Raw genomic sequence first — 26,664 nt, forward strand, 5'->3', positions numbered from 1 at the left:
ACGTCAAGACGACGCCGGTGAGCTGCCCGGAAGAGTGACAAGGATTCGGCAACCTCGTGACGATTCGGCCACGCCGATGGCACCGCCGTGCAGGCCCACGGCCCACTGGGCGATCGCCAGCCCCAGCCCGGTGCCCCCGTCGCCGCTCCGCGCGGCCCCCCGGTTGAACCGCTCGAAGACCCGGTGCCGCTCGGCCTCCGGAATGCCCGGACCCTCGTCCACGACCTCCAGCTCCAGGCTCCCCGGCTCCTCCCCGGCCCGCGCCCGCACCGTGACCCGGCCGTGCGGCGGACTGTGCTTGACCGCGTTGTCGATCAGGTTGGCCACCACCTGGTGCAGCCGCTCCGCGTCCGCGTACGCCGTCAGCACCGGCGGGAACACGTCGAGGTGGAGGTGCACGTCGTTACGGGTGTGCCCGCCCGACCCGGTGGTCAGCCCCGGTCGCCCGGCGGCCGCCAGCCCCGACTCCTTCAACACCCCCGACAGGTACGGCCACACCTCGAACCGGCGCGCCCGCAGCGGCACCACCCCGTTGTCGACCCGGGACAGGTCCAGCAGCGTCTCCACCAACCGGCCCAGCCGCTCCGTCTGCTTCAGCATCGTCCGCATGGTCTCCGGATCGGCGGCCGAAACCCCGTCCACCACGTTCTCCAGCACCGCGCGCAACGCCGCGATCGGCGTCCGCAGCTCGTGCGAGACGTTCGCGACCAGCTCCTTGCGGTGCCGGTCCACCGCCTCCAGGTCGTCCGCCATCAGATTGATCGTCGTGGCCAGGTCACCGAGCTCGTCCCGGCGACCCGCCCCGCGCACCCGGCGGGTGTAGTCCCCCTGGGAGATCGCCCGCGCCACCCGCGTCATGTCGTCCAGCGGCGCCGTCAGGCCGTGCGCCACGAACTGCGTGATCAGCATCGAGGCGATCACCGAGAACACCGTGATGAACCGCAGCTCGGTGTCGGTGCGCAGGGCCACCAGCAGCAGCCCCGTCGTGATGAACACCGAGACCACGACGAGCGTGCCCAGCTTCGTCTTGATGGAGAACGGCGAGTACGGCCGCAGCCCGCCCGCCGACCGCCCGACGGGCGCCCGGGTACCGGGACGCCGGCCGCCCGGCCGGCGCTGCGCAGTGCCGCCGCTCATGCCTGGGCCGGGGTCTCCAGGGCGTACCCGACGCCGTGGACCGTACGGATCCGCTCCGCCCCGATCTTGCGGCGCAGCGCCTTGATGTGACTGTCGACCGTACGGGTCCCGGACGCGTCGGCCCAGTCCCACACCTCGGCCAGCAGCTGCTCCCGGGACAGCACCGCCCGCGGGGTCCCGGCCAGGCACACCAGCAGGTCGAACTCCGTCGGCGTCAGGTGCACGTCCTCGGCCTGCACCCGGACCCGCCGCTGCGCGTGGTCGATCTCCAGGTCGCCCAGACGCAGGGTCGCCCCGCGCGGGGCGTGCGCGGCCAGCGTGGCCCGCTCCACCCGCCGCAGCAGTACGTGGACCCGCGCCGCCAGCTCCCGCATGGAGAACGGCTTCGTCATGTAGTCGTCGGCCCCGACCCCGAGGCCCACCAGCATGTCGGTCTCGTCGTCGCGGGCGGTGAGCATCAGCACCGGAACCGGCCGCTGCGCCTGGACCCGGCGGCACACCTCCAGCCCGTCGAAGCCGGGCAGCATGACGTCCAGTACCAGCAGCTCGGGCAGCCAGCTCTCGGCCGCGGCGACCGCCGCCGGACCGTCGTACGCCGTCTGCACCTGGAAGCCCTCGGCGCGCAGCCGGGCCGAGATGGCGTCGGCGATGGTGCGGTCGTCCTCGACCACGAGCACGCGCCGCTGGGCGCCCGGGGTGGCCGCGGCGCCCGTGTGGGTGGTGTGTGTCTGTTCCATGTCCCGCCCCTGAAGATCCCGCGTGATGGGGTGCAGCGTAGAGGAGCCACCGGCCTGCGGCTATGCACGGTTCGGACAGGCCGTACCGGGCCGCGACCACCGCCACGGCCCACCGCGGGGGCGGTGGGGGCCGTGTGCGCGGCCCTTCGCGGGCCCGAGGGTCCCGCCCGACGGGGCCGCCGGTGACGTACCTCACCGCGCGGGCGCGGGTCAGGGAGAGGGCTCGAAGGGCGGGAGCCGGTCCAGGACCGTCGTCAGGCCCGGAGTCAGCGAGGACTGGTCGGAGGTGACCTCGGTGCCGGCGTGGACGAAGGCGTACACGAAGCCGTCGAAGACGGGCCGGTCGGCCGTCGCGACCCGGGGCAGCCGCGGCAGGTCGGCCTCGCGCAGGGCGCCGCGCAGCGCCTCCAGTCCGGCCGGCGTCAGCTTCCCCGCGCCGTCCGGACGGCCCTGCCCGTCCAGGCGGGCCCAGGAGCCGTCGCCCTCGACGACCAGGGTGTGGGTACGGCCGGCGTAGCCGCCGGTACGGGAGGCCCGCAGGAGGGTCACGCGGGCGGGGGGCGGGGCCGTGCTCGCGGACGGGGTGTCGCCGGCGCCGGGGGCCACCGGGGCGCTCGTGGCCGGCTTCGGGTCGGGGCCCCCGGCCGGATCCGGGGTCGTGCCCGCGCCGCAGCCCGCCAGGGCCACCGCGGCCAGCACCAGCGCCGCGGCTGCCGCCGCCGTGCGCGCCGGCCGTGCCGTGCGCGCCGGCCGTGCCGGTGCCTTCGTCGTTCGGAACGCTCGCACACCCACCTCCGCGGGTCTCGGCCCCGACCCCGAGTATGGAGTGCCCCTCGCCCCGTCCGAAAGCATCCGGAGGCCGTCATCCGCCGCATCGCCCCCTGGCGCGTGGTCCCCGCGGCCGTGGCCCTGCTCCTCGGCCTGTGGGGGCTGCGGCGCGGTCCCGCCGGCGGCAGCATGTGGCGCGACGAATCCGTCACCTGGCAGGTGGCCCACCGGCCGCTGACCGGCCTGTGGGAACTCCTCGGGCAGGTCGACGCCGTCCACGGCCTCCACTACCTGCTGATGCACGGGGTGTTCGCCCTCGGGGACGGCGGCCTGTGGGCGCTGCGGCTGCCCTCGGTCGCCGGCACGGCCCTCGCCGCCGCCGGAGTGGCCGCGGTCGCGCACCGGGCGGCGGGGGACCGGGCCGCGCTGTTGGCCGGGACCGCCTACGCCGCTCTGCCGCCCGTGCAGATGTACGCGCAGGAGGGGCGCTCGTACGCGCTCGTCGCGGCCGCCGTGGTCTGGGCGACGTACCTGATGCTGTGCGGGCGTTGGGCCGCGTACGCGCCGGTGCTGCTCCTCGGTTGTTGGCTGCACGAGTTCGCCGTCCTCGCGCTGCTCGCCCACGCCCCGGTCGCCCGGCACTCGCGCGGCTGGCGGTGGAGCGCCGCCGCGGTCCTCGCCGGTCTGCTGCCGCTCGCGGTGGTCAGCGCCCGGCAGGCGCAGCAGCAGTTGGGCTGGCTCGGCCGGCCGTCCTGGCAGGACTGGGCGGCGTACGGGGTCCTGACGCTCGCCGTGCTGCTGCTCGCGCGGAAGGCACCGGCGGACGAACGGGACCTCGTACGGGTCGCCGTGCCGCTCGCGCTGCTCCCGCCGGGGCTGCTGATGGCCGTTTCGCTCGTCCACCCCTGGTACGTCGACCGGTACGTCCTCTACTCCCTGACCGGCCTCGCCCTGCTCGCCGGGGCGCGGCTCGCGCGGGCGCGGGGGGTGTGGCCGTGGCTGCTGGTGGCCGCGCTGGCCGTGCCGTTCGGGATGTGGTCGGCGTGGCTGCGGACCCCGGACAGCCGCAAGGACGACGTCCTCGCGGTGGCCGCCGCCGTCCGCGAGCGGGCCCGGCCCGGGGACGCCGTCCTGTTCATGCCGTCCCGGCGGCGGGAGTGGCTGCTGTCCTCGCCCGACGCGTACGCGGGCCTGCGCGACGTCGCCCTGGAGCGCACTCCGGCCGACTCGCGCAGCCTCCAGGGCACCGAGCGCACGCCGGACGCCATCCGCTCCGCGCTGGTCGCCTCCCCCCGGGTGATCGCCCTCCTGGACCCGGCCGGCCAGCCCCTGGACCCCTACCCCCACGAAGCCGCCAAGCGCGAAGCCCTGGCGTCCTCCTTCACCCTGTGCTCGATGACCCCGGTACGGGGGGCGCGCGTCGCGGTGTACGCCCGACCGGGCGGCTGCGGCTGACGCCGGGGCGGGCACCGCGGCGGGGGAGGGGCGGGGCGCGGCGGGGTTCGGGCGGCGGCAGGGGTTCGGGCGCCGCCGGAGTCCGGGGCGGCGCCGGGGTCCGGCGGCGCAGGCGGCGGAAAACTCCGCGACCGGGCGGGCGTTCGGCGCGAGGATGACCCGACCACGCCGCGCGGCGGGCCCCGTCCCGTCGCCGAGCCCCGCCGATCCTCCGGAGTTGCCCATGCCGCCGTCAGTGGAACCCAGGCCCACCCCTGCCGCCGCCCGGACCGGGGTCGGCGCGTTGCCGGGCCCCCTCGTCGGGGCGCGGTGGGTCGCGGAGCGGCTCGGTGGACCCGGGTTGGTGCTCTTCGACGCCTCCGTCGGGGCCCACCGGGGAGCGGAGCGTCGGATTCCGGGAGCGCGGCCCTTCGACCTCGACGGCGCCCTGTCCGACCACACCGCCGCCGCCCCGCACACGATGCCCGGACCCGAGGACTTCACCGGGGCGATGCGCGGCCTCGGCGTCGACGACACCGACACCGTGGTCGTCTACGACGGCGCCGGGATCTACTCCAGCGCCCGCGCCTGGTGGATGCTGTGCGCGATGGGCTTCGACCGGGTCGCCGTCCTGGACGGCGGCCTGCCCGCCTGGACGGCCGCCGCACTGCCCGTCGAGGAGTCCGCGCCGGCGTACGCGGGTCCGTCCGGCTCCTTCACCGCCCGGCCGCGCCCCGGGCTGGTGGTGGACGCCGACACCGTCGCGAAGGCCCTGACCGACCCGGCCGCGACCGTGTTCGACGCCCGGACCCGGGGCCGGTTCGCCGGAACCGCCCCCGAGCCGCGCGAGGGCCTGCGCGGAGGCCACATGCCGGGTGCGGTGAACCTCCCCTTCGGGGAACTCCAACGCCCCGACGGGCTGATGCTCCCCGCGGCCGAACTCCGGGCCGCCTTCGCACCGCTGACCGGGGCCGGGCAGCGGCTCCACTTCAGCTGCGGATCCGGGGTCACGGCGTGCGTCCTCGCCCTCGGCGCCTCGCTGGCCGGGTACCGGGACCTGGCGGTGTACGACGGCTCGTGGAGCGAATGGGGCGACCCCTCCGGCGGCCGACCGGTGGCGACCGGCACCCCGGCGGGCGACTGACCGCGGGGCTCCGCCTCCCCCGGGGGATAACCCCACCCCCGGCCCGGGTACCGGCACCAGCGTGGTCGGCGGGGCGGGTCGACAGACTTGCCGCATGGCATCCGACACCGCATCAGCCCTGCTCGCCCGCAAGACGGTCGGCGCCACGGCGGTCGCCGTGCTGCTCCTCCTCGCGGGGTGCTCCGTCGACGGCATCGGGGTGAAGACGCACCCGAAAACCGTCGACGCCGACGCCACCGTCACCGAGGCGGTCACGGCCGTCGAGGTCAGCGACGGGCGGCGCGGCTCCGTCGAGGTGACGGCAGGCGCCGGCCCCGGGGTCGTCGTCCGCCGGACCGTGCACTACCGCGGGGACACCGCGCCGACGCCCGGCAGGCGGGTGACGGACGGGGTCCTCACCTTCACCACCGGCTGCGCGGACACCTGCTGGGTCGACTACCGCCTGGAGGTCCCCGCCACCGCGAAGGTCAAGGTCGGCACCAGCAGCGGCCGCATCACGGTGACGGGCGTCGCGGCGGCCGAGCTGACCTCCGAGTCCGGGGACGTGCGGGCCGACGGGATCGCGGGCCCGCTGAAGGTCCGTACGTCCTCCGGCTCGATCACCGGCGCCGCCCTGTCCGGGACGGAGGCCGACGTCCGCTCCGAATCGGGCGACGCCCGCCTCGGCTTCAGCGTGGTCCCGGTCTCGGTGAGCGCCGTCACCACCTCCGGCGACGTCACGCTCCGCGTCCCGCGGGCCCCGTACCAACTCGCCGGGTCCAGCACCTCCGGCGACCGCGACATCACCCTGCCGCACGCCCCCGGCGCCCCGTCCCGCCTGCGCCTCGAATCCACCTCGGGCGACGTGGAAGCCGCCGCCCTGACCTGAGGCACCCGGCCCGCCTCCCCCCGACCCCGGACTTTCCCCGCCGCCCGCCTCCACGGGCCCCGGAAGCCCGTTCGCCCCCGGCGAACGCACCTTGGGGAACATTGGGGGGCTCACGTGCATTGAGTCGGCATAGCTCAAGTTCACTGCCGGAGGGAAGATCATGGCTTCGACGTCCGTACCGCTCACCCTGCCCGTGCTGCCGCTGGACGACGAGGTCGTGCTGCCCGGGATGGTCGTTCCGCTGGACCTGTCCGACGCCGAGGTGCGCGCCGCCGTGGAGGCCGCGCAGGCCGCCGCCGGGACCGGGAGCGCCAAGCCCCGGGTACTGCTGGTGCCGCGCGTCGACGGGACGTACGCGGGCACCGGCGTGCTCGGCACCGTCGAGCAGGTCGGCCGACTCTCCGACGGGGACCCGGGCGCCCTGATCCGCGGCCGGGGTCGCGTCCGCATCGGCGCCGGGACCACCGGCCCGGGCGCCGCCCTGTGGGTGGAGGGCGAGACCGTCGACGAGCAGGAGCCCGAGCCGCTGCCCGGCGCCGTCGCCGAGCTGGTCACCGAGTACAAGGCGCTCGCCACCAGCTGGCTGAAGAAGCGCGGGGCCTGGCAGGTCGTCGACCGGGTGCAGCAGATCGAGGGCGTCTCCGCGCTCGCCGACAACGCCGGCTACTCGCCGTTCCTGACCGTGGCCCAGAAGGTGGAGCTGCTGGAGACCGCCGACCCCGTCGCCCGGCTCCGCCTCGCCGTCCGGTGGCTCAGCGACCACCTCGCCGAACAGGACGTCGCCGAGTCCATCGCCAAGGACGTGCAGGACGGGGTCGACAAGCAGCAGCGCGAGTTCCTGCTGCGCCGCCAGCTGGACGCCGTCCGCAAGGAGCTGCGCGAGCTCAACGGGGAGGAGGCCGGTGAGGAGTCGGACGACTACCGGGCCCGCGTCGAGGCCGCCGACCTGCCCGAGAAGGTCCGCGAAGCCGCGCTCAAGGAGGTCGAGAAGCTCGAACGGTCCAGCGACCAGAGCCCGGAGGGCTCCTGGATCCGGACCTGGCTCGACACCGTCCTCGAACTGCCCTGGAACGAGCGCACCGAGGACGCCTACGACATCCGCGGCGCCCGCGCGGTCCTCGACGCCGAGCACGCCGGGCTGAGCGACGTGAAGGACCGCATCACCGAGTACCTCGCCGTGCGCAAGCGTCGCGGCGAGCGCGGCATGGGCGTCATCGGCGGTCGCCGCGGCGGGGCCGTACTGGCCCTCGTCGGCCCGCCCGGCGTCGGAAAGACCTCGCTCGGCGAGAGCGTCGCGCACGCCATGGGCCGCGAGTTCGTCCGCGTCGCCCTCGGCGGCGTACGGGACGAGGCCGAGATCCGCGGCCACCGCCGGACCTACGTCGGCGCGCTGCCCGGCCGGATCGTCCGTGCCATCAAGGAGGCCGGGTCCATGAACCCCGTCGTCCTCCTCGACGAGATCGACAAGGTCGGCTCCGACTTCCGCGGCGACCCGGCCGCGGCCCTCCTCGAAGTCCTCGACCCGGCCCAGAACCACACCTTCCGCGACCACTACCTGGAAGTGGAACTGGACCTGAGCGACGTGGTCTTCCTGGCCACCGCCAACGTCCTGGAGGCCATCCCGGAGGCGCTGGCCGACCGGATGGAACTCGTCCGCCTCGACGGGTACACCGAGGACGAGAAGGTCGTCATCGCACGCGACCACCTGCTGCCCCGACAGCTGGAGCGGGCCGGCCTCGCCGCCGACGAGGTCGTCCTGGAGGACGCGGCGCTGCGCAGGCTCGCGGGCGAGTACACCCGCGAGGCCGGCGTGCGCACCCTGGAGCGGTCCCTCGCCCGGCTGCTGCGCAAGGTGGCGTCCCAGAACGAACTGGGGGAGCGGGACCTGCCGCTCACCCTGGGACCCGACGACCTGCGGGCGCTCATCGGACGGCCGCACCACGTACCCGAGTCCGCGCAGGACCCGGCGGAGCGGCGCACCGCCGTGCCCGGCGTGGCCACCGGCCTGGCCGTGACCGGGGCCGGCGGGGACGTGCTGTTCGTGGAGGCCTCGCTCGCCGACCCCGAGACCGGGGCCGCCGGGCTCACCCTGACCGGCCAGCTCGGCGACGTCATGAAGGAATCGGCGCAGATCGCCCTCAGCTTCCTGCGCTCGCACGGCGCCGAACTGGAGCTGCCCGTCGCCGACCTGAAGGACCGGGGCGTCCACATCCACTTCCCGGCGGGCGCGGTCCCCAAGGACGGCCCCAGCGCCGGCATCACCATGACGACGGCCCTCGCCTCGCTGCTCTCCGGCCGGCAGGTCCGCACCGACGTGGCGATGACCGGCGAGGTCTCCCTGACCGGACGGGTCCTGCCCATCGGCGGGGTCAAGCAGAAGCTGCTGGCCGCGCACCGCGCCGGACTGACCACCGTGATCATCCCGAAGCGCAACGAGGCCGACCTGGACGACGTCCCGGCCGAGGTACTGGAGGGGCTGGAGGTGCACCCGGTGACGGACGTACGCCAGGTCCTGGAACTGGCCCTCGCTCCCGCGGAGGTCTCCTTCACCAAGGCCGCCTGACCACCCGCCCGGCCGACTGACCTCGGGACCGCCCGGGGGGACCGACCGGCCGCCCGAACGAGGGCCCGGGAACCGCTTCGGCGGGGCCCCGGGCCCTCGCCGCGTCCACTGCGAAATACTGGGGCCCCGCACAGCGGGGTCTCGAACAAAGATGTCACCGGTGCCGTGCCGGCGCCGAAGAGCTCAGCCACAGAAATGCCACACACCACCAAGGGGAGCGGACGTGCACGGTAGTGAAGACCAGGAGTTCCTCGCCCTGGAGCGGGAGCTGTCCGTCTTCCTCCGGCGCGCCCGGGCCTCCTCCGGGGAAATGGCCCGCGCCCTGCACCCGGAGCTGGAGCCCGCCGCCTACGGACTCCTCGTCCGGCTGGAGGCGGCGGGACGGCAGCGGGCCACCGAACTCGCCGCCTACTTCGGGGTCGGCAAGGCCACCATGAGCCGCCAACTGCGCGCCCTGGAGGTACTGGGCCTGGTCGCCCGCGAGCCGGACCCCGCCGACGGCCGCGCCTTCCTCGTCGGACTCACCGAGGAGGGCCGGGAGCGCTTCCTGCGGGTCCGCGGCGCCCGCCGCGAGCAGTACATGCGCAAGCTGGCGGACTGGGACCGGGGCGAGGTCGCGGAGCTGGCCAGACTCCTGCGCCAGCTGAACTCCGGCGAGGAGTGAGCGCGCCCCGGTCCGGCGAGGAGTGAGCGTCCACCCGCCTCCGGCGAAGGCCGAACCCCGCACCCGCCTCCGGTGAGCGAGGGCCCGTACCCCGCACCCCGCTACAGCTCCGCGTAGAGCGCCGAGGCGTCGTCGTGCCGCTTGTACCGCGCCGACGGGCGCAGCGGATCGGACTCGATCGCCCGTACCCGCCCGATCAGCCCCTCGGCACCCTCCTTGCGCAGCACGTCCAGGCAGGCCGCCCAGTCGCCCTCCCCGAACGTGTCCGTCCAGCGGCTCGCCCCGTCCGTGAGCGCGGCCACGGCCACGACCTCCTCGCGCGGGGTGCGCCCGGTGACGGCCCGGTCGGCGGCCGCCGGGTCCGTGGCCGCCGTCCAGAAACCGCCTTCGGCATTGCGCAGGGCGTCCGTCGCCGCGACCGACGCCAGGACCTCGCGCGGGATCCGGTCCAGCCGGTCGTCGAGCACCGCCGAGACCCGGCCGTCCGCCCCGCGGAGCAGGAGCACCGAGTCCGACAGCACGAGGTGCTCCACGCAGGACCCGTCCCAGCGGACCATCACGACCGTCGCCTGGGGGGTCCGTGCGTGAGAAAGGTCACAGGTGCCCCGGTGGGCGTCGGCGGTGTCGCCGATGGCCCGCGCCAGGATCCGGTCCAGGGGCATGTCCCGCCGCGATCCGGACAGTTCGGTCAATCGGCCGCCGAGTCGCGCCGCGAACCACGGCACGCCGTGCACGCACCCGTCCTCGCCGCGCGGCGGGGTGACCCCGTCCAGCACCACCAGGACGCCGCCGCCCGAAGCGGGCGCCGAGGCCGACAGCCAGTCCTCATTGGGGTGTTCCGGGTCGCCGGGGGCCGTGGCGAGGTCGATGCGCATGGGGACATTCTGCCCGCCGGGGCCCCGGCGAGGGCCCCTGCACCCCAGGAGGTCCATACCAATTCGGCGGAGGGGGCGGCCCTGCCCGCAGGACCGCCCGTCGGTGGGCCCGCGCGATGTGGGCGGGCATACTGCCAAAGCCCGGCTCGATCTTTCAACCACCCGTCCACGGGCGGCCCCTGACACGGGGTGCCCGAGTTGGTCGGCCACTCCTCCGTGATGTTCACTCCTTCGAGTGGCCGGGTGGGCGATGTGCGGCTCTCTTCGCATCACACTGCAAAGGTCTGAGGCGGTACGAGGGGGCAGGGGGCGTTTACTTGTTGACCGGCCGTTACCTCGGCCACACGAGTAGACGAGCACGAGCACACGTACAGGATTGCGAGCACCGGTGCAGAAGAAGCGGTCTCGGAAGAACGGCACCGCCAGCGCCGACGGACCCGCCAAGGCAGGACGGCGCGTACGCGTCCGCCGCAGGCTGGTCATCGGTGTGGCAGTCGCCGGACTCACCGTCCTCGCGGCCGGCGCACCCGCCGTCGTCTCCGCAACGAGGGAACTGAACGACTCACAGCGCCTGGTCACCCTCGCGGAACAGACCCGGCACACCCTCACCCTCACCCACCTCCTGGGCGACGAGCGCGACGCCGTCGTCGAGTACGTGGCCAAGGGCCGGCCCGGCGCCGCCAAGGGCCCCGTCGACGAACGCACCGCCCGCACCGACCGGCAACTCGCCGAGGTCCGGGCCGAAGCCGACGAGGAACTCGCGCGCGCCCTCGGCAAGGTCCAGGCCGTCCGCGCCGAGGCCGTCGACGGCAAGGGCACCGCCCTCGCCGCCCACCAGGCCTACGCCGGCGTCCTCGCCGAACTCTTCGCCCCCGGCGACCGGCTCGTCGAACTCACCCCGCCGCGCGCCGAGGCCGCACTGGCCACCACGCGCCCCCTGGTCCCCCTCGGCCGCGCCGTGGAACAGGCCTCGGCCACCCGTGGACTGCTGCTCGCCGCGCTGGCCGTCCCCCGCGGCGAGCAGCCCCCCAACGCGGCGGTCGTGGACGAACTCACCACCGCCTCGCAGCGTTCCCGCGTCCGCGAACAGGCCGCCCTCGACGACTTCGCGCGCACGGCCCGGCCCGACGTACGGGAGACGCTCGCCGTCACCGTCACCGGCCCCGAGGTCAAGACCGCCGACGACTTCCTCAAGCGGCTCACCGACCGGCCCACGCTGACGCCCGCCGACCGCAAGGTCGACGCCGGGGCCGTCGGCACCGCCCTCACCGCCCGCATCGACCGCATGCGGTCCGTGGAATCCACGCTCGCCGGCAACCGCGCCACCGCCCTCGCCACCCAGCGGGACGACGACGTGACCCGCTTGGAACTCGTCGTCGCCGTACTCGGCGTCCTGTTCCTCTTCGTCATCGGCTTCTCCACCGCCATCGCCCGCTCCCTCACCCGGCCGCTGTCCGTCCTGCGCCGCGGCGCGGAACGGCTGACGACCGCGGAGGGCTCGGTCGAGCCGGTGCGCTTCACCGGCCGCAACGACGAGTTCGCCGAAGTCGTCCGCCACCTCAACTCCGTGCGCGACCAGACGGTCTCCCTGCACACCCGGATCGCCGGACTCGACGCCGACCGCCGCCGCCTCATCGGCCGCAACGAGGCCCTCGCCTCGGGCCGCGAGGCGCTGGAGACGGAACTCGCCGGGCTGCGCGCCGGCCTCGAAGAGCACCGCCGCGTCATGTCGACCACCTCGGTCTCCCTGTCGCTGCGGACCCTGGGCCTCGTCGAACGGCAGCTCGCCGTCATCGAGGAACTGGAGTCCAAGGAGGGCGACCCGGACCGGCTCGCGACCCTCTTCAAGCTGGACCACCTCGCGACGGTGATGCGCCGCCACAACGAGAACCTGCTCGTCCTCGCCGGACAGGAACACGGCCACGGCCAGAGCCTGCCCGTACCGCTCGTCGACGTCATGCGCGCGGCCGTCAGCGAGATCGAACGCTACGAACGCGTCGAGCTGGCCGCCCTCCCCTCGTACACGCAGGTCGCCGGGCACGCCGCCGACGACATCTCGCACGTCCTGGCCGAACTCCTGGAGAACGCGACGACGTTCTCGCCCCCGGACGCCAAGGTGAAGGTCTCCGGCCGGCTCCAGGACTCCGGCGAAGTGGTCCTGTCCGTCGTGGACTGCGGCATCGGGGTCACCGAGGACCGCCTGGAGTCCCTCAACGCCCGCCTGTCCAGCCCCGAGGCCTACGACGAGGAACCGGAGGCCGAACACGGCCTCGGCCTCGGCCTGTACGTCGCCGGCCGGCTCGCCGCCCGCCACGGCGTCACGGCCGAGCTGCGCGCCGCCCGCCACGGCGGCACCGAGGCTCTCGTCGTCGTCCCCCGGACGCTGCTGCCCGCCGGCCCTCCCGCCGGCGCCGTCCACACCCTGGCCGAACCGGGTCTGCCCGCGTTCCAGCTGCCCGGAGTGGTCGCCGAGGCCAACGAGAACACGCTGCCGCCCCGGCCGCGGCCCGGCCACGACAGCGCGGAGCCCGCCCAGCTGACCGAGCCCGACACGGCCGTCGTCGTGGAGGCGCCCGCCCGGGTGGTCCCGCTGGCCGAGGCCTTCGACACGGAGGCCTCGGACACGGCCGCCGTCGAGAACCCGGGCGTCGAGACCGCGACCGTCGAGACCGCCCCCTTCGAGAGCGCGGCCGTCGGGAACGCTGCCGCCGGGAACGCTGCCGTAGGGTCCGAGGCCTTCGACGCCGAGGCCTTCGACACCGGAGCCGTGGACGCCGAGCCGGTGTCCGCCGCCGAGGAGCCTTTCGCCCGCCTCGTGCCCGACGCGGACCCCGCCGACCCCATCGGTGCCGGTGCGGGCTTCGCGGGCTTCGACGCCGGGGAACTGCCCCCCGCCGAGCAGGTCTTCACCGCCTCGGCCCCGCAGCCCGCGCCGGGCGAGCACGCCGACGCGGACACCCCCGTACGGGTGGTCCCGCTGGCCGAGGCCTTCGACGCCGACGAGCCCACCGAACCGCGCCCCGCCGAGCAGGACTTCACGGTGCCCGCCCCGCAGGCCGAGGCACCGGACGCCACCGGAGCGGGCGAGGAACTCCTCGCCCGAGTCGTCGCCGACGCCGACGCGGACGCCTTCACGGCGGCGGACCCCGACCCGGAGGCTCCCGGTCCGGACGCCGACGCCGCCGCGCGGGTCTCCGTACAGGACGAAGGACTGTCGCTCCTCGCGCAGCCCTACACCGTCCCCGCCCCCGACGCCGAACAGGGCGCGCACCGACGGGCCGACGCCGACGAGCACTTCGTCCCCCGCCAGGGCAGCCACCCCGGACACGAGGCCGAGACCGCCCCCCGGCGCCCCACCACCGAGGCCGTCACCCCCAAGGGACTCCCCAAGCGCACCCCGCGCGCCGCCGCGGGCCCGGCACGCCCCGCCGAGCCCCGCCCCGCCGAGACCCGCGCCGAACCCCACCGGGTGGACGCCGAGGAACTGCGCCGCCGACTCGGCGGTTTCTACCAGGGCGCCCAGGACGGTCGGCGCGTCGTCGCCGCAGAACTCGCCCAGGACCAGTATCAGGATCAGTACCAGGACCAGGACGGTACGCAGGACCGGGGGCAGGGTCGCACCGACCAGGGGGACACCGCACAGGAGGCACGCACATGACCGCGCCCAGTACGTACGGACTGAGCACCCAGGCCCGCAACCTGCAGTGGCTGCTGACCGACCTCGTCGAGGAGGTGCCCGGCGTCAACTCCGTCGCCGTCGTCTCCTCCGACGGCCTCCTGTTGCTCTCCTCCGAGCCAGGCCCGGACGCCCCGCAGGACCGGCCCAAGGGCCCCCGCGGCGCCTCGGCCGACCTCGCCACCATCGTCTCCGGACTCGGCAGCCTCACCACCGGCGCCGCGGCCCTGATGGAGTTCGGCGCCGTCAAGCAGACCATGGTGGCCATGGAGAACGGCTCCGTCTTCGTCATGGCCATCAGCGACGGCTCCCTGCTGGGCGTGCACGCCACGCCCGACTGCGACATGAGCGTCGTCGCCTACCACATGGCCCTGTTCGTCGGCCGCGCCGGCCACGTCCTGACCCCCGAAGTCCGCAGTGAGCTGCGCCAGTCGATGGAGAAGACCCCGTGAGGAGTACGGCCTCCGACCGACTGCCGATACGCGGCGCCGACCGCCGGCCCGCCCGCGTCCGCCCGTACTCCCTCACGGGCGGTCGCACCCGCTTCACGCAGGTCCTGCTCGTGGAGACCTTCGTCGCCGCCCTGGACACCGACACGGCCGCGACGAACGACCGCACGCCCGAGATGCGCGCCATCGTCGAGGTGTGCCGCCGCATGCGCACGATCGCCGAGATATCCGCCCTGCTCAAGCTTCCGCTGGGCGTCGTCCGCGTCCTGGTCAGCGACCTCGCCGACCAGGGCCGCGTCCGCGTCTACGGCACGGGGCACGGCACCGGCCGCCCCGAACGCGCACTGCTCGAAAGGGTGCTCAGTGGTCTTCGCCGTCTCTGACCCGGCCGCCCTCGTGGACGACGAGCCCGTACAGCCCTGGCAGTACGACCGCTCGCGCGCGCCCGTGGCCGTCAAGGTCCTCGTCGCCGGTGGCTTCGGCGTCGGCAAGACGACCTTCGTGTCCTCCCTCTCCGAGATCACCCCGCTGCGCACCGAAGCGGTCATGACCGAGGCGGGCAGCCCCACCGACGACCTGACCGGGACCCCGGACAAGCGCACCACGACCGTCGCCATGGACTTCGGCCGCGTCACCCTCGCCGACGACCTCGTGCTGTACGTGTACGGGACGCCGGGCCAGGAGCGCTTCTGGTTCATGTGGGACGACCTGGTGCGCGGCGCCATCGGCGGCCTCGTCCTGGCCGACACCCGCCGACTGCGCGACTGTTTCCCCGCCCTCGACTACTTCGAGAGCTGCGGCCTGCCGTACGCCGTCGCCGTCAACCACTTCGAGGGCTCGCACGCGTACGAACCCGAGGACGTGCGCGAGGCGCTCTCGATCCCGCCCGGGGTACCCGTCGTGATCATGGACGCGCGACGCCAGGACTCGGTCGTCGAGTCCCTGCTGACCCTGGTGGGCCACGCGTTGGACGAGACCCCCGAATAGGTCCGTCCGGCGGGCCGCTCGCCCGGGTCGTTCGCCGGGCCCGACCGTCAGGTCCGGCCGCCGGATCCGCCGGGTCCGTCCGTCCGGCAGGTCCGGCGCCCCTTTCCGCCCCCGCGGTCCGGTGCTATACCGTCCCCGTCCCCTCGGTCCCCACAGCCCGAATTGAGAACGTGAGATGCGCAAGATACTTGTCGTAGGAGCCGGCCAGTCCGGCCTCCAGCTCGCCCTCGGCCTCCAGGCGAAGGACTACGAGGTCACCCTCATGTCCAACCGGACCGCGGACGAGATCCGCACCGGACGGGTCATGTCCACGCAGTGCATGTTCGACACCGCGCTGCAGCACGAGCGGGACCTCGGGATCAACTTCTGGGAGCGGCAGGCCCCGAGGATCCAGGGGCTCGGCGTCTCGGTCGCCGCCCCCGACGGCTCCCGCCCCATCGACTGGCTCGGCCGCCTCAAGGGCCACGCCCAGTCCGTCGACCAGCGCGTGAAGATGGCCGGCTGGCTCGACACGTTCACGCAGCGCGGCGGCCAGCTCGTCATCCACGGGGCGTCCGTCGCCGACCTCGACTACTTCTCCCGTACGTACGACCTCGTCCTGGTCGCCGCCGGCAAGGGCGAACTCGTCTCGATGTTCGGACGGGACGCGGCGCGTTCCCCCTACGACGCCCCGCAACGCGCCCTCGCCGTCGCCTACGTGCACGGACTCGGCCCGCGCCCCGAACACCCGGACACCGAAGCGGTCCGCTGCAACCTGGTGCCGGGCGTCGGCGAGCTCTTCGTCATGCCGACCCTCACCACCTCCGGCCGCGCCGACATCCTCTTCTGGGAGGGGGTCCCCGGTGGCCCGCTCGACGTCTTCAAGGGCGTGAACGATCCCGCGGAGCACCTCGCGCTGACGCTGGAGCTCATGAAGACGTACACGCCCTGGGAGCACGAGCGGGCGACCAAGGTCGAACTGACCGACGCGGGCGGCACCCTCTCCGGCCGGTACGCCCCGGTGGTCCGCAACCCGATCGGCCGCCTCCCCGGCGGCGGCCTCGTCCTCGGCGTCGCCGACGTCGTCGTCGCGAACGACCCGATCACCGGGCAGGGCTCGAACTCCGCCGCCAAGTGCGCCGCCTCGTACCTCTCCTCGATCCTCATGCACGGGGACAACCCGTTCGACGAGGCGTGGATGAAGGCGACCTTCGACAAGTACTGGTTCACCACCGGCAAGCCGGTGACCCAGTGGACGAACGCCATGCTGGGCGTCCCCCCGGAGCACGTGCTGAACCTGATCGGCGCCGCCGGGCAGCTCCAGCCGGTGGCGGACCGCTTCGCCAACGGCTTCGACAACCCGGCCGACTTCGACGACTACTTCTACGACCCCGAGGACGCGGCCGACTACCTGGCCGAGGTCGGCGCGGCGGCCGGCTCGGCCGCCGGTTCCGCATCCTCCACGTCCTCCGCGTCCGGAGCCTCCTCGGCCGAGTAACCGGAATCGTCCCCCGCCGTCGCGGCCTCCGGCAGCGGCGGCGGGGTGAACTCCGCCAGCGGAGTCCCCTCCGGATCCGGCCGCACCGCACCCAGCAGCGGGTTCGCCGCGATCGGCGACACCTTCACGGCCGCGCCCGGACGCGGCGCCTGGATCACCTTGCCGTCGCCGATGTACAGCGCCACGTGCGTCGCCTTCGGGAAGTACACCACCAGGTCCCCCGGCCGCAGCCGGTCCAACGGCACCTTCGGCAGCCGCGCCCACTGCTCCTGACTGGTCCGGGGGATCGACCGCCCGGCGTGCTCCCAGGCCTTCGACGTCAGCCCGGAACAGTCGAACGAACCCGGCCCCTCGGCACCCCACACGTACGGCTTGCCGATCTGCGCCGTCGCGTACCCCAGGGCGGCGCCACCCGCCGCCGTCGGCGTACCCGTACGGTCGGGCAGCCGGCCCGAGCCGACCAGATCCCGCTGCGCCCCGGCCGTCACCGCCTCCTCGCGTTCCCCCAGCCGGGCCAGCTCCTCGGGCGTCAGCGCCGCCAGCAGCCGCTCGACCTCCTTCAGACGGCCCGCGACGTCCTCGCGGTGCCGCTTCTGCTCCCCGGACAGGACGCGCTGCGCCTCCAACGCCTTGCGCGCCTCGGCGGCCAGCGCCCCGGCCCGCTTCTCGCCCTGCTCCAGCCGCGCCACGACCCCGGCCCGCCTGGCTCCCTCACGGGAGGTCAGCCGCCGCTGGTCGACGGCTTGCTGGGGGTCACCGGAAAGCAGCAGCCGTAGGTAGGGGGAGAACTCCCGCGAGCCCTGGTACTGCTCCCGGGCCAACCGCCCGGCGGCCGCCTTCTCGGCCCCGAGCGCCGTCCGGGTCCTCCCCAACTCGGCGCCGAGACGCCGCTCGTCGTCCTGCCGCGCCTTCAGGGCGACCTCGGCGGCGTTGTAGGCCTCGCTGGCCTCTTCGGCCTTCTGGTAGAGCCCCTGCAACCGGACGAGCAGCTCCCCGACGGGCTCGGCCTGCGCACTGGGCGGGGATCCGACGGTGACCAACACCGCCGCGATACACCCAAGACGAACCAGTCGTTTTGTCACAAAATCACCTCCAACCCCGGATGCTGCCACGCCCGGTATGACGAATCCCCCAACGGAGTCGGCCGAGTCGCGGGCGCCATCCGTTCGGGGGGTGGGGGCGGGGGCGGGGCCGGTGTGGCGGGGTCGGGGGCGTCGGGGTGCGGGTGGTCGGGGTTCCGGACGGCGGGTCGGGGTCTCGGTGGGGGCGGGATCTCGTTGGTCCGGATAAGGGTGGGTTTGGGGGGTTCCCGCCGGTCTCATCGTCTCCCCGTGCCGTACCGGTCCCTCAAGGGCGCTCCCTTCGGTCGCGTCGCTTCGCGATGGCCTTCGGCCACCCTTGACCGACCGGCACGTCCCGGAAAGCCGAAGACCGCCGGGAACCCCCCAAAAGAACGGTCACGGGTCAGAGGAGCAGGAGCAGCTCCCTCAGTGACGAGACGAGGGACCGTGCGTCGGCCGGCAGGGCATGCGGGCACGTCACAGCCCCTCTCCACACCCGACAGACGACCAAGGGCCCCTACCCGCCCGTCAGGGCGACGACATCAACCTGGAGTGCAGGGAGGCGGGGATACGCGCCGGTTCGCCGTGTCCCGTCGCTCGGTCAAGCGTCCGACGACCGTCCGTGGCCGGACATAAGCCGCCCCTACCGTCCGTGGTGGCCCACGGCGTGCGTCTGCCACTCGACGACACAAACCAGGCGCCCGTCTGGCGATCTGCTGGTCGAACCACGGCCGGTGGTCAGTCGCCGAGACGGCATCGGCCATGAAGTGGGCTGGTGCGGCCTATGTCCAGCCACGGCCGGTGGTCAGTCGCTGAGCCGAGCGAAGTTCGTAGCGATCCGACGCGCTTTCCCGCCCACCCGCAATCCCGGTTGATGTGGTCGTCCTGACGGGCGGGTAGTGGTCCTTGGCCGCGCCCGTGGCCCTGCCGCAGGTCTCTTGGCGTGCCCGTATGCCCTGTCGGCCGACGCCCGGCCCCTCGCCTCGTCACTGAGGGACCCGCTCCTGCTCATCCGTCCCCCGTGACCGTTCTTTTGGGGGGTTCCCGTCGGTCTTCGGATTTTCGTGGCGGGTCGGTCGGTCAAGGGTGGCCGAAGGCCATCGCGAAGCGACGCGACCGAAGGGAGCGCCCTTGAGGGACCGGCCCGACGCGGAGAGACGATGAGACCGGCGGGAAACCACCAAACCCTCCCTGATCCGGATCGCGGGGGTCCCGCCCCCGGGCCCCGAACCGCTGCTACCCCCTCAGCAGCTTCGACTTCGCCGTCGTGAACTCGTGCGGGGTCAGCAGGCCTTCCCGTGCCAGGGCCGCCAGTTGGGTGAGCTCGGCCGCCAGGCCGACCTGCGTGGTCGGCGCCTGTTCGGGGGTGCCCGGGGTGTTCGCCCCATCGGTTCGTGCGGCTTCCGGGAGGGCGGCGGCTTCGGGCGCCTCCGCGTCCGCAGCCCCCTCCGTCGCGTCTCCCCGTACCCCCGCTCCCCGTCCCGCCACTCCCCAGGCCTCCGCGTCCCCCTCCAGGTCCGCAATCGCGTCCGCAGCTCCCCCAGGTCCCGCAGCCGTCCCCTCGCCCCCCTCGCCCCAGCCCGTCCGCTCCCACTCCTCCCGTTCCCGCTCCCGTTCCAGCTCCTCGCCCTGCGTCCACTCCGCCGCGCCCGCCGCTCGGCGGAGGAGGCCTCGTAGGAGGGGGTGGCCGGACGGTCGGGTCGCCGCCGTGACCGTGGGGCCCGCCGGGCGGATGAACATCACGCGACCTCCACCCGTCCCGTCATCCGCTCCTCCACCCGCTCCGCCGGGATGCGGACCGAGCCCACGATCCGGCCGCCGGCGGCCCGTACGGCGACGGCGGCGTCCTGGGCCCACACGTGCTCGACCACCAGGAGCAGCGCGCAGCTTCCCCGGTCCAGGAGTTCCGCGGCCTCCCGTACGTCTTCGGGGCCGATCAGTCGGGCCACGTCCCGGCCGGCCAGCAGGCCGCGGAGTTCGAGGTACTCGTCGAACTCGGCGGCCAGGACCTCTCCCGCGGCCGTCCTCGTGGCGACGAGGCCGTCGATCAGTCGGACCACCCCGGTCTTGCGCAGGCCCATGACGGCCTCCACGGCGGACACCCGGAGTTGTTCTTCCGGGAAGGCGAGGACGATGAATTCGACTGGTCCCATTGCGCCGCGGCCCTCTTCCCTGACTGACGCCGTCCTGACCGTTTCTGACGACTCTTCGGCACACTATGACATAAGCGGACATACCCTCTGCTCCCTTGCTACGTTTCCTGGTATGACCGCCCTGACGGCGAAGGTGACGGAACCCGTTCCGCCCCCGCCCCCCGACGCCCGAGCCCCCAAGCGCCGGGGGATCGAGCTCACCCTCCTCGTCGGCGCGGTCCTGATCTCGGTGCTGGGCTACCTCTCCGTCGGGCTCGCCGCCACCGGCCGGATCCCCCGCCCCGCCGCGCACCACGCGGCCGGCCTCGCCGGGGGCGCGCTGCTCGCGCACCTCGCCGTCCGGCTCCGGGCCCCGTACGCGGATCCGCTGTTGCTGCCCATCGCGGCGCTGCTCAACGGCCTCGGGCTGGTCCTGATCCAGCGGCTGGACCTCAGCACCCCCGGCGAGCCCGCCGCGGGCGACCAGCTGCGCTGGTCCGCGCTCGGGGTGGTGCTCTTCGTCGTGGTGGTGTTCGTGCTCCGGGACCACCGGGTGCTCCAGCGGTACGCCTACCTCTCCGTCACCGCCGCCCTCGCGCTGATGCTCGTCCCGGTGTTCTTCCCGGCCGTCAACGGCGCCCACATCTGGATCCGGTTCGCGGGGCTGTCCTTCCAGCCCGGGGAGTTCGCGAAGATCCTGCTCGCCGTGTTCTTCGCGGCGTACCTCGCCGCCAACCGCACCGCCCTCGCGCTGACCGGCCGGCTCCTGTTCTGGAAGCTGCGCCTGCTACCCGGTCGGGTCCTGGGGCCGATCCTGGCGATCTGGCTGCTCAGCGTGGGTCTGCTGGTCCTGGAACGGGACCTCGGCACCTCGCTGCTCTTCTTCGGCCTCTTCGTGATCATGCTGTTCACCGCGACCGGGCGGATCGGCTGGATCGCCATCGGGCTGCTCCTGGCCGCGCTCGGCGCGTACGCCGTCGGCGCGTTCGAACCGCACGTGCACAGCCGCGTGGAGGACTGGCTGAATCCTTTCGCCTCCATCGAGCGCGGCGAGGGCCCCGGTCAGCTCGCCCAGTCCCTCTTCGCCTTCGGCGCCGGCGGCCTGCTCGGGGCGGGCCTCGGGCACGGGCAGTCCTTCCTCATCGGCTTCGCCGCCAAGTCGGACTTCGTCCTCGCCACCGCGGGGGAGGAGCTCGGATTCGTCGGCCTGACCGCGATCCTGCTCCTGTACGGGCTCCTCGTGTCCCGGGGCTTCCGGGCCGGGCTGGCGCTGCGCGACCCGTTCGGCCGGCTGCTCGCCACCGGCCTCGCCTCGATCGTCGCCCTCCAGGTGTTCGTCATCGCGGGCGGGGTCACCGGGCTGATCCCGCTCACCGGCATGGCCATGCCGTTCCTCGCCCAGGGCGGATCCTCCGTCGTCACCAACTGGATCATCGTCGCCCTGCTGGTCCGGCTCAGCGACAGCGCCCGCAGGCCCGAGCCGCAGGAGGCCCTCGCGTGATCCGCTACATCCGCTGGTGCGCGTACTTCTGCGCCCTGCTGCTGGTCGCCCTGCTGGTGAACGTCGGCCGGGTGCAGGTCTGGGAGGCCGCCGGCTACGGCGCGAACCCGGCCAACAAGCGCCCCGCCATCGACCGGTACGCCGAACCGCGCGGGGACATCCTCGTCGACGGCCGGCCCGTCACCGGCTCCCGCGACAGCGGCCAGGTGCTGCGCCACGAGCGGACCTACACCGACGGCCCGCTCTTCGCGCCCGTCACGGGCTTCTCCTCCCAGACGTACGGGACGAGCTTCGTCGAACGGGCCGAGGACCCGGTCCTGTCGGGCACCGACCCGGGGCTCTCCGCCTTCCCGCTCTGGTACGACCTCTCGCGCGGGCGTCCCGGCGGCGGCAACGCGGTCACCACCATCCGGGCCGCCCTCCAGCGCGCGGCGTACCGGGGCCTCGCCGGCAAGCGGGGCGCGGTGGCCGCCCTGGAACCGGCGACCGGGAAGATCCTCGCCCTGGTCAGCAGCCCCTCGTACGATCCCGGCGTGCTCTCCGGCACCGGCGGGCGGGTGGAGGCGGCCTGGGCGCGGCTGAACGCCGACCCGGCCCGGCCGATGCTCAACCGGGCGCTGCGCGAGACGTACCCGCCCGGGTCCACCTTCAAGATCGTGACGGCCGCAGCCGCGCTGGACGCGGGCGTGGTGACCGACGTGGACGCGCCGACCCGGACGCCGGACCCGTACCCGCTGCCCGGGACGCACACGCTGCTGCCGAACGCGGGCACGGGGTGCGAGGACGCGTCGATGGCGGAGGCGGTGCAGTGGTCCTGCAACACCGTGATGGCCAAGATCGGGGTGCAGGTGGGGCTGCGGCGGATGGCCGAGGCGGCGGACCGGTTCGGGTTCAACGACGCGGGGCTGCGCGTGCCGTCGTGGGTGTCGCGGTCGAACTTCGACACGGACATGAGCCGGGACCAGCTGGCGCTGTCCTCGATCGGGCAGTTCAACACGAGGGCGACGCCCTTGCAGATGGCGATGGTGGCGGCGGCCGTCGCCAACGGGGGCGAGCTGAGGTCCCCGTACCTGGTGGACCGTACGACCCAGGACGACGGCTCGCAGGTCCGGCGCGGTGATCCGCGGTCGCTGGGGCGGGCGATGAGCCCGTCCACGGCGCTGCGGATGCAGGAGCTGATGGTCAAGGTGGTGGAGGACGGCACCGGCCGCAACGCCGCGATCCGAGGCGCGCGGGTCGGCGGGAAGACGGGTACGGCGCAGCACGGCGTCGGCAACGCCGGTACCCCGTACGCCTGGTTCATCTCCTGGGCGCGGGCCGAGGGGGCGCCCCAGCCGGCGGTGGCGGTCGCGGTGGTCGTCGAGGACGCGGCGGCGGACCGCGGCGGCATCAGCGGCAACGGCGCGGCGGCGCCGATCGCGCGGGCCGTGATGGAGGCGGCCCTGTCGGCGCCGCCGACGAGCTGAGGCGCCGGCCGTCGCGGGCGGGGAGCGGCGGGCCGGTACGTACGAGCCCTACTCCGCTTCGCCCTCCCGGACGGTCGCCTCCACCTCCGCCACCCGGTCGCGTTCCTCGGCGGCGAAGCGCTCGCGGTCGAGGGCCTCGGCGATCTCCTCGTCCTGCGTCATCAGCAGGTCGAGGTTGGAGTTGCCCATGTCGAAGACGCCCATGTCGAGGTAGGCCTTCTGGAGGCGTTCGCCCCACAGTCCGATGTCCTTGACGCAGGGCACGATCCGGCTGAACAGCAGCTTGCGGAACAGGTGCAGGAACTCGGACTGCTCGCTGAACTCCTCCGCCTCGCGCCTGGGTATGCCGAAGTTCTCCAGCACCTCCACGCCGCGCAGCCGGTCCCGCATCAGGTAGCAGCCCTCGATCACGAACTCCTCGCGTTCGCGCAGTTCGGCGTCGGTCAGCTGCTTGTAGTAGTCGCGCAGCGCCATCCGTCCGAAGGCGACGTGGCGGGCCTCGTCCTGCATCACGTACGCGAGGATCTGCTTGGGCAGGGGCTTGTCCGTCGTATCGCGGATCATCCCGAAGGCGGCCAGCGCCAGCCCCTCGATGAGCACCTGCATGCCCAGGTAGGGCATGTCCCAGCGGGAGTCGCGCAGGGTGTCGCCGAGCAGCCCCTGGAGGCTGTCGTTGATCGGGTAGAGCATCCCGACCTTCTCGTGGAGGAAGCGCCCGAAGACCTCCGCGTGCCGCGCCTCGTCCATGGTCTGGGTGGCGGAGTAGAACTTGGCGTCCAGGTCCGGCACCGATTCCACGATGCGGGCCGCGCACACCATCGCGCCCTGCTCGCCGTGCAGGAACTGGCTGAAGTTCCAGGCGCTGTAGTGCCGGCGCAGTTCACCCTTGTCGCGCTCGGTCATCCTGGCCCAGTGGCGGGTTCCGTACAGGGTGAGGACCTCGTCGGGGGTGCCGAGCGGATCGTACGGGTCCACCTCGATGTCCCAGTCGATGCGCTTGGCGCCGTCCCACTGCTTGTCCTTGCCCTTCTGGTAGAGCGCGAGCAGCCGCTCCCGGCCGCCGTCGTACTCCCAGCTGAAGCGGGCCGAACCGGAGGCGGGGATCTGCCAGACGCCCTCGCCCGGGTCCTTCGTGTAGAGCTCGTGCGTCGACACGACGCCTCCTCGTCTCGCGTACTTCCGTACCGGACCGGACAGTTGGCAGCGTCACACGTTGGTAGACGCGGGGTCAACAAGTCGCGCGCGAGGGATTGACGACCTTGCTGACAGGCAGTCTCATAAGAGGAGACCGCCGGTAACCCCCGACCACGAGGTGCCCGAAGCCATGACCACCGTGACGCAGCGAGCCGTGCTGAGGGACGCCCTCGGCGAGCTGAAGGACCGTGAGCAGATCGCCGAGCGCCTGCTCGAATCCTCGGCCAAGCACTCCTTCGACCCCGACAAGGAACTCGACTGGGACGCCCCGACGGTCGACGGCAAGTACTACTGGCCGCCCGAACTGCTCTCCCTCTACGACACCCCGCTGTGGAAGCGGATGGGTGAGGAGCAGCGCATCGAACTGTCCCGCCACGAAGCCGCCGCGCTCGGCTCCCTCGGCATCTGGTTCGAGATCATCCTCATGCAGCTGCTGGTCCGGCACATCTACGACAAGTCGCTGACCAGCAACCACGTCCGCTACGCCCTCACCGAGATCGCCGACGAATGCCGGCACTCGATGATGTTCGCCCGCATGATCCAGAAGGGCGGAGCCCCCGCCTACCCGGTCTCCCGCACCAACCACAACCTCGCCCGGATCCTCAAGACGGTCTCCACCACCCCCGGTTCCTTCGCCTGCACCCTCCTCGGCGAGGAGATCCTCGACTGGATGCAGCGCCTGACCTTCCCGGACGAGCGCATCCAGCCCCTCGTGCGCGGGGTGACCCGCATCCACGTCATCGAGGAGGCCCGGCACGTCCGTTACGCCCGCGAGGAACTGCGCCGCCAGATGCTCACCGCCCCGCGCTGGGAACAGGAACTCACCCGGATCAGCTGCGGCGAGGCCGCCCGCGTCTTCTCCCTCGCGTTCGTCAACCCGGCCGTCTACGACAACATCGGCCTCGACCGCCGCGAAGCCGTCGCCCAGGTCAAGGCCAGCGGCCACCGCCGGGAAGTCATGCAGACCGGAGCCAAGCGCCTCACCGACTTCCTCGACGACATCGGCATGATGCGCGGAGTCGGCCGGAAACTGTGGAAGAGCTCCGGCCTCCTGGCCTGAGAGGCGTCGTCTACGCTGCGGACATGACCGTACGCGCCTACCGCAGACTGAGCGTCGAGGAGCGGCGTGCCCAGCTCCTCGACGCCGCCCTGTCGTTGTTCGCGCACCGGGCACCGGAGGAGATCTCCCTCGACGACGTCGCCGAGGCCGCAGGGGTCTCCCGCCCGCTCGTCTACCGCTACTTCCCCGGCGGCAAGCAGCAGCTCTACGAGGCCGCCCTGCGCTCGGCGGCCGACCTCCTCCAACTCTGCTTCGCCGAACCCCAGGCCGGCCCGCTGACCCAGCGCCTGTCCCGGGCCCTGGACCGCTACCTCGCCTTCGTCGACGAACACGACGCCGGCTTCGCCGCCCTCCTCCAGGGCGGCAGCGTCGTCGAAACCTCCCGCACCACCGCCACCGTGGACGGCATCCGGCGGGCCGCCGCCGAACAGATCCTCCTCCACCTCGCGGTCCCCACCCCCGGCCCGCGCCTGCGCATGATGGTCCGCACCTGGATCACCGCCGTCGAGGCCGCGTCCCTGATCTGGATCGACGAGGGCAAGCAGCCGGAGGTCGACACCCTCCGCGACTGGCTCGTCGACCAGTTCATCGCCCTGCTCACCGCCACCGCCGCCACCGACCCGGAGACCGCCGCCGCCGCACGGGCTGCGCTCGCCCTCGAATCGGCGGACGGCCCGGTCGGGCTCCTCGCCCGCCGCGTGATCCCCGTGGTCTCCGAGGCCGCCCACCTGCTGTGACACTGGAGGGGTGAGAAGCGAACCCACCCCGTTCGAGGGCGGCCCGATGGACGGCCGGGTCCTCCCGATCCTCGTCGGCCCGACCGGCCACCCGCCGAAGTGGTACGAGATCCCCGTCCCCGACGCGGCCGGCGGCCCCCCGACGGTCCTCCTCTACGAACGCGTCCCGGCGGGCTACTCGAAGCGCCTGGGCCTCCAGAAGGGCTGGAAGTACGCCTTCACCCCGACCGGCGTAAAACCCAAACCCCGCTGGCCCTGGACCAAACCTCCCCGCGCCTGACCTGGCCGGTCGTCTCCCGGGCGGGCCGCCTCGCCGCCGGATGCGCCGGCGCCCCGGGGCACGCCGCAAGCTCCGGGGCTCCGCCCCGAACCCCGCGCCTCAAACGCCGGCGAGGCTGATTCGACGGGCCACCGCCGGCGAGGCTGGTTCGCCCGGCCACCGCCTGCGGGGCTGGAGTTGCCCGGTTTGGGTTCGGCGGGGCGGGAGTCGCCAGGTCGGGGTCGGGGTCGGGGACGGGGTGGGGTGTCGGCCGGGACTAAAACGTGATTTGTTGGCGCGCGGTGCCGCCCAAGGAATGCGACTCGGACAGGGCGCCATAAATCATGCCCGTCCCGGACGACACCCCACCCCGGCACCGGCCCCCCCCCCCCCCCCCCCCCCCCCCCCCCCCCCCCCCCCCCCCCCCCCCCCCCCCCCCCCCCCCCCCCCCCCCCCCCCCCCCCCCCCCCCCCCC

23 protein-coding genes are annotated in these 26,664 nt (G+C 73.6%); 15 read left to right on the forward strand and 8 right to left on the reverse strand.

The window, feature by feature from the left end:
* Positions 1-3: 3 nt before the first annotated feature.
* The 3 genes from ACFY0I_RS02925 to ACFY0I_RS02935 form a co-directional block, all read right to left on the reverse strand.
* A complete protein-coding gene (locus ACFY0I_RS02925; protein ID WP_388889201.1) occupies positions 4-1,137 on the reverse strand; it encodes an ATP-binding protein in 1,134 nt (377 codons plus the stop codon).
* Positions 1,134-1,874: a response regulator transcription factor gene (locus ACFY0I_RS02930; RefSeq protein ID WP_362877003.1), complete on the reverse strand. Its 741-nt coding sequence runs from the start codon at positions 1,872-1,874 to the stop codon at positions 1,134-1,136. The genes ACFY0I_RS02925 and ACFY0I_RS02930 overlap by 4 nt, the downstream gene beginning before the upstream one ends.
* 210 nt (positions 1,875-2,084) lie before the next feature.
* The gene (locus tag ACFY0I_RS02935; RefSeq protein WP_388889204.1) at positions 2,085-2,660 is read right to left on the reverse strand and encodes a hypothetical protein; all 576 of its coding nucleotides are present in this window, start codon (positions 2,658-2,660) and stop codon (positions 2,085-2,087) included.
* Positions 2,661-2,777: 117 nt separating this feature from the next.
* Between ACFY0I_RS02935 and ACFY0I_RS02940 the strand changes: the two genes are divergently transcribed.
* From ACFY0I_RS02940 to ACFY0I_RS02960, 5 genes are all read left to right on the forward strand, one after another.
* A complete protein-coding gene (locus ACFY0I_RS02940; protein ID WP_388889207.1) occupies positions 2,778-4,097 on the forward strand; it encodes a hypothetical protein in 1,320 nt (439 codons plus the stop codon).
* Between the two features lie 223 nt (positions 4,098-4,320).
* Positions 4,321-5,220 (forward strand): sulfurtransferase, encoded by a 900-nt coding sequence (locus tag ACFY0I_RS02945; RefSeq protein WP_388889210.1) that lies wholly within the window; start codon positions 4,321-4,323, stop codon positions 5,218-5,220.
* Positions 5,221-5,314: 94 nt separating this feature from the next.
* On the forward strand, positions 5,315-6,088 hold the full coding sequence (locus tag ACFY0I_RS02950; protein WP_388889212.1) for a DUF4097 family beta strand repeat-containing protein: 774 nt from the start codon (positions 5,315-5,317) through the stop codon (positions 6,086-6,088).
* A 160-nt stretch (positions 6,089-6,248) separates the two neighbouring features.
* Positions 6,249-8,651, forward strand: a complete 2,403-nt coding sequence (gene lon / locus ACFY0I_RS02955; RefSeq protein ID WP_388889215.1) for an endopeptidase La — start codon at positions 6,249-6,251, stop codon at positions 8,649-8,651.
* Between the two features lie 223 nt (positions 8,652-8,874).
* The gene (locus ACFY0I_RS02960) at positions 8,875-9,315 is read left to right on the forward strand and encodes a MarR family winged helix-turn-helix transcriptional regulator (protein WP_388889218.1); all 441 of its coding nucleotides are present in this window, start codon (positions 8,875-8,877) and stop codon (positions 9,313-9,315) included.
* A 101-nt stretch (positions 9,316-9,416) separates the two neighbouring features.
* Here ACFY0I_RS02960 and ACFY0I_RS02965 read toward each other — a convergent pair whose 3' ends face one another.
* Entirely contained in the window at positions 9,417-10,190 is a 774-nt protein-coding gene (locus tag ACFY0I_RS02965) for a protein phosphatase 2C domain-containing protein (RefSeq protein WP_388889220.1), read from the reverse strand.
* Positions 10,191-10,578: 388 nt separating this feature from the next.
* Here ACFY0I_RS02965 and ACFY0I_RS02970 point away from each other — a divergent pair, with 388 nt between their 5' ends.
* From ACFY0I_RS02970 to ACFY0I_RS02990, 5 genes are all read left to right on the forward strand, one after another.
* The gene (locus ACFY0I_RS02970; protein ID WP_388889223.1) at positions 10,579-13,848 is read left to right on the forward strand and encodes a nitrate- and nitrite sensing domain-containing protein; all 3,270 of its coding nucleotides are present in this window, start codon (positions 10,579-10,581) and stop codon (positions 13,846-13,848) included.
* Positions 13,845-14,318 (forward strand): roadblock/LC7 domain-containing protein, encoded by a 474-nt coding sequence (locus ACFY0I_RS02975; RefSeq protein ID WP_388889226.1) that lies wholly within the window; start codon positions 13,845-13,847, stop codon positions 14,316-14,318. The genes ACFY0I_RS02970 and ACFY0I_RS02975 overlap by 4 nt, the downstream gene beginning before the upstream one ends.
* Positions 14,315-14,698 carry a DUF742 domain-containing protein gene (locus ACFY0I_RS02980; protein WP_388889229.1) on the forward strand — a complete coding sequence of 128 codons (384 nt, stop codon included), beginning with the start codon at positions 14,315-14,317 and terminating at the stop codon, positions 14,696-14,698. Before ACFY0I_RS02975 ends, ACFY0I_RS02980 begins: the two co-directional genes overlap by 4 nt.
* Entirely contained in the window at positions 14,679-15,302 is a 624-nt protein-coding gene (locus tag ACFY0I_RS02985; protein ID WP_388889232.1) for an ATP/GTP-binding protein, read from the forward strand. The genes ACFY0I_RS02980 and ACFY0I_RS02985 overlap by 20 nt, the downstream gene beginning before the upstream one ends.
* Before the next feature lie 175 nt (positions 15,303-15,477).
* Positions 15,478-16,779: a styrene monooxygenase/indole monooxygenase family protein gene (locus ACFY0I_RS02990; protein ID WP_388889234.1), complete on the forward strand. Its 1,302-nt coding sequence runs from the start codon at positions 15,478-15,480 to the stop codon at positions 16,777-16,779.
* Here ACFY0I_RS02990 and ACFY0I_RS02995 read toward each other — a convergent pair.
* The 3 genes from ACFY0I_RS02995 to ACFY0I_RS03005 form a co-directional block, all read right to left on the reverse strand.
* Positions 16,689-17,819 (reverse strand): NlpC/P60 family protein, encoded by a 1,131-nt coding sequence (locus tag ACFY0I_RS02995; protein WP_388889237.1) that lies wholly within the window; start codon positions 17,817-17,819, stop codon positions 16,689-16,691. The genes ACFY0I_RS02990 and ACFY0I_RS02995 overlap by 91 nt on opposite strands.
* 1,257 nt (positions 17,820-19,076) lie before the next feature.
* Entirely contained in the window at positions 19,077-19,580 is a 504-nt protein-coding gene (locus ACFY0I_RS03000; protein WP_388889240.1) for a hypothetical protein, read from the reverse strand.
* On the reverse strand, positions 19,580-19,993 hold the full coding sequence (locus tag ACFY0I_RS03005) for a DUF6325 family protein (protein ID WP_388889243.1): 414 nt from the start codon (positions 19,991-19,993) through the stop codon (positions 19,580-19,582). The genes ACFY0I_RS03000 and ACFY0I_RS03005 overlap by 1 nt, the downstream gene beginning before the upstream one ends.
* A gap of 112 nt (positions 19,994-20,105) precedes the next feature.
* Between ACFY0I_RS03005 and ACFY0I_RS03010 the strand changes: the two genes are divergently transcribed.
* Together ACFY0I_RS03010 and ACFY0I_RS03015 are read left to right on the forward strand one after the other, a co-directional pair.
* Positions 20,106-21,473, forward strand: a complete 1,368-nt coding sequence (locus ACFY0I_RS03010) for an FtsW/RodA/SpoVE family cell cycle protein (protein WP_388889246.1) — start codon at positions 20,106-20,108, stop codon at positions 21,471-21,473.
* Positions 21,470-22,939 carry a penicillin-binding transpeptidase domain-containing protein gene (locus ACFY0I_RS03015; protein ID WP_388889249.1) on the forward strand — a complete coding sequence of 490 codons (1,470 nt, stop codon included), beginning with the start codon at positions 21,470-21,472 and terminating at the stop codon, positions 22,937-22,939. The genes ACFY0I_RS03010 and ACFY0I_RS03015 overlap by 4 nt, the downstream gene beginning before the upstream one ends.
* A 48-nt stretch (positions 22,940-22,987) precedes the next feature.
* Here ACFY0I_RS03015 and ACFY0I_RS03020 read toward each other — a convergent pair whose 3' ends face one another.
* On the reverse strand, positions 22,988-24,094 hold the full coding sequence (locus ACFY0I_RS03020) for a ferritin-like domain-containing protein (protein WP_388889252.1): 1,107 nt from the start codon (positions 24,092-24,094) through the stop codon (positions 22,988-22,990).
* Positions 24,095-24,263: 169 nt separating this feature from the next.
* Here ACFY0I_RS03020 and ACFY0I_RS03025 point away from each other — a divergent pair, with 169 nt between their 5' ends.
* The 3 genes from ACFY0I_RS03025 to ACFY0I_RS03035 are packed head-to-tail and all read left to right on the forward strand — an operon-like array spanning position 24,264 to position 26,210.
* On the forward strand, positions 24,264-25,193 hold the full coding sequence (locus ACFY0I_RS03025; RefSeq protein WP_281207199.1) for a diiron oxygenase: 930 nt from the start codon (positions 24,264-24,266) through the stop codon (positions 25,191-25,193).
* A gap of 23 nt (positions 25,194-25,216) precedes the next feature.
* Positions 25,217-25,930: a TetR/AcrR family transcriptional regulator gene (locus tag ACFY0I_RS03030; RefSeq protein WP_388889254.1), complete on the forward strand. Its 714-nt coding sequence runs from the start codon at positions 25,217-25,219 to the stop codon at positions 25,928-25,930.
* A gap of 10 nt (positions 25,931-25,940) precedes the next feature.
* Positions 25,941-26,210, forward strand: a complete 270-nt coding sequence (locus ACFY0I_RS03035; protein WP_388889256.1) for a hypothetical protein — start codon at positions 25,941-25,943, stop codon at positions 26,208-26,210.
* The last annotated feature ends 454 nt before the right edge of the window (positions 26,211-26,664 follow it).

The organism is Streptomyces sp. NPDC001568, from assembly GCF_042893755.1.
In the GTDB taxonomy this organism is placed as follows: domain Bacteria; phylum Actinomycetota; class Actinomycetes; order Streptomycetales; family Streptomycetaceae; genus Streptomyces.

Bases quoted from the DNA above. Each gene is read 5' to 3' on its own strand.
- ACFY0I_RS02925 (WP_388889201.1), bottom strand. From the start codon at position 1,137: ATGAGCGGCGGCACTGCGCAGCGCCGGCCGGGCGGCCGGCGTCCCGGT.
- ACFY0I_RS02930 (WP_362877003.1), bottom strand. From the start codon at position 1,874: ATGGAACAGACACACACCACCCACACGGGCGCCGCGGCCACCCCGGGC.
- ACFY0I_RS02945 (WP_388889210.1), top strand. From the start codon at position 4,321: ATGCCGCCGTCAGTGGAACCCAGGCCCACCCCTGCCGCCGCCCGGACC.
- ACFY0I_RS02950 (WP_388889212.1), top strand. From the start codon at position 5,315: ATGGCATCCGACACCGCATCAGCCCTGCTCGCCCGCAAGACGGTCGGC.
- lon (WP_388889215.1), top strand. From the start codon at position 6,249: ATGGCTTCGACGTCCGTACCGCTCACCCTGCCCGTGCTGCCGCTGGAC.
- ACFY0I_RS02965 (WP_388889220.1), bottom strand. From the start codon at position 10,190: ATGCGCATCGACCTCGCCACGGCCCCCGGCGACCCGGAACACCCCAAT.
- ACFY0I_RS02975 (WP_388889226.1), top strand. From the start codon at position 13,845: ATGACCGCGCCCAGTACGTACGGACTGAGCACCCAGGCCCGCAACCTG.
- ACFY0I_RS02990 (WP_388889234.1), top strand. From the start codon at position 15,478: ATGCGCAAGATACTTGTCGTAGGAGCCGGCCAGTCCGGCCTCCAGCTC.
- ACFY0I_RS03000 (WP_388889240.1), bottom strand. From the start codon at position 19,580: ATGTTCATCCGCCCGGCGGGCCCCACGGTCACGGCGGCGACCCGACCG.
- ACFY0I_RS03005 (WP_388889243.1), bottom strand. From the start codon at position 19,993: ATGGGACCAGTCGAATTCATCGTCCTCGCCTTCCCGGAAGAACAACTC.
- ACFY0I_RS03010 (WP_388889246.1), top strand. From the start codon at position 20,106: ATGACCGCCCTGACGGCGAAGGTGACGGAACCCGTTCCGCCCCCGCCC.
- ACFY0I_RS03025 (WP_281207199.1), top strand. From the start codon at position 24,264: ATGACCACCGTGACGCAGCGAGCCGTGCTGAGGGACGCCCTCGGCGAG.
- ACFY0I_RS03030 (WP_388889254.1), top strand. From the start codon at position 25,217: ATGACCGTACGCGCCTACCGCAGACTGAGCGTCGAGGAGCGGCGTGCC.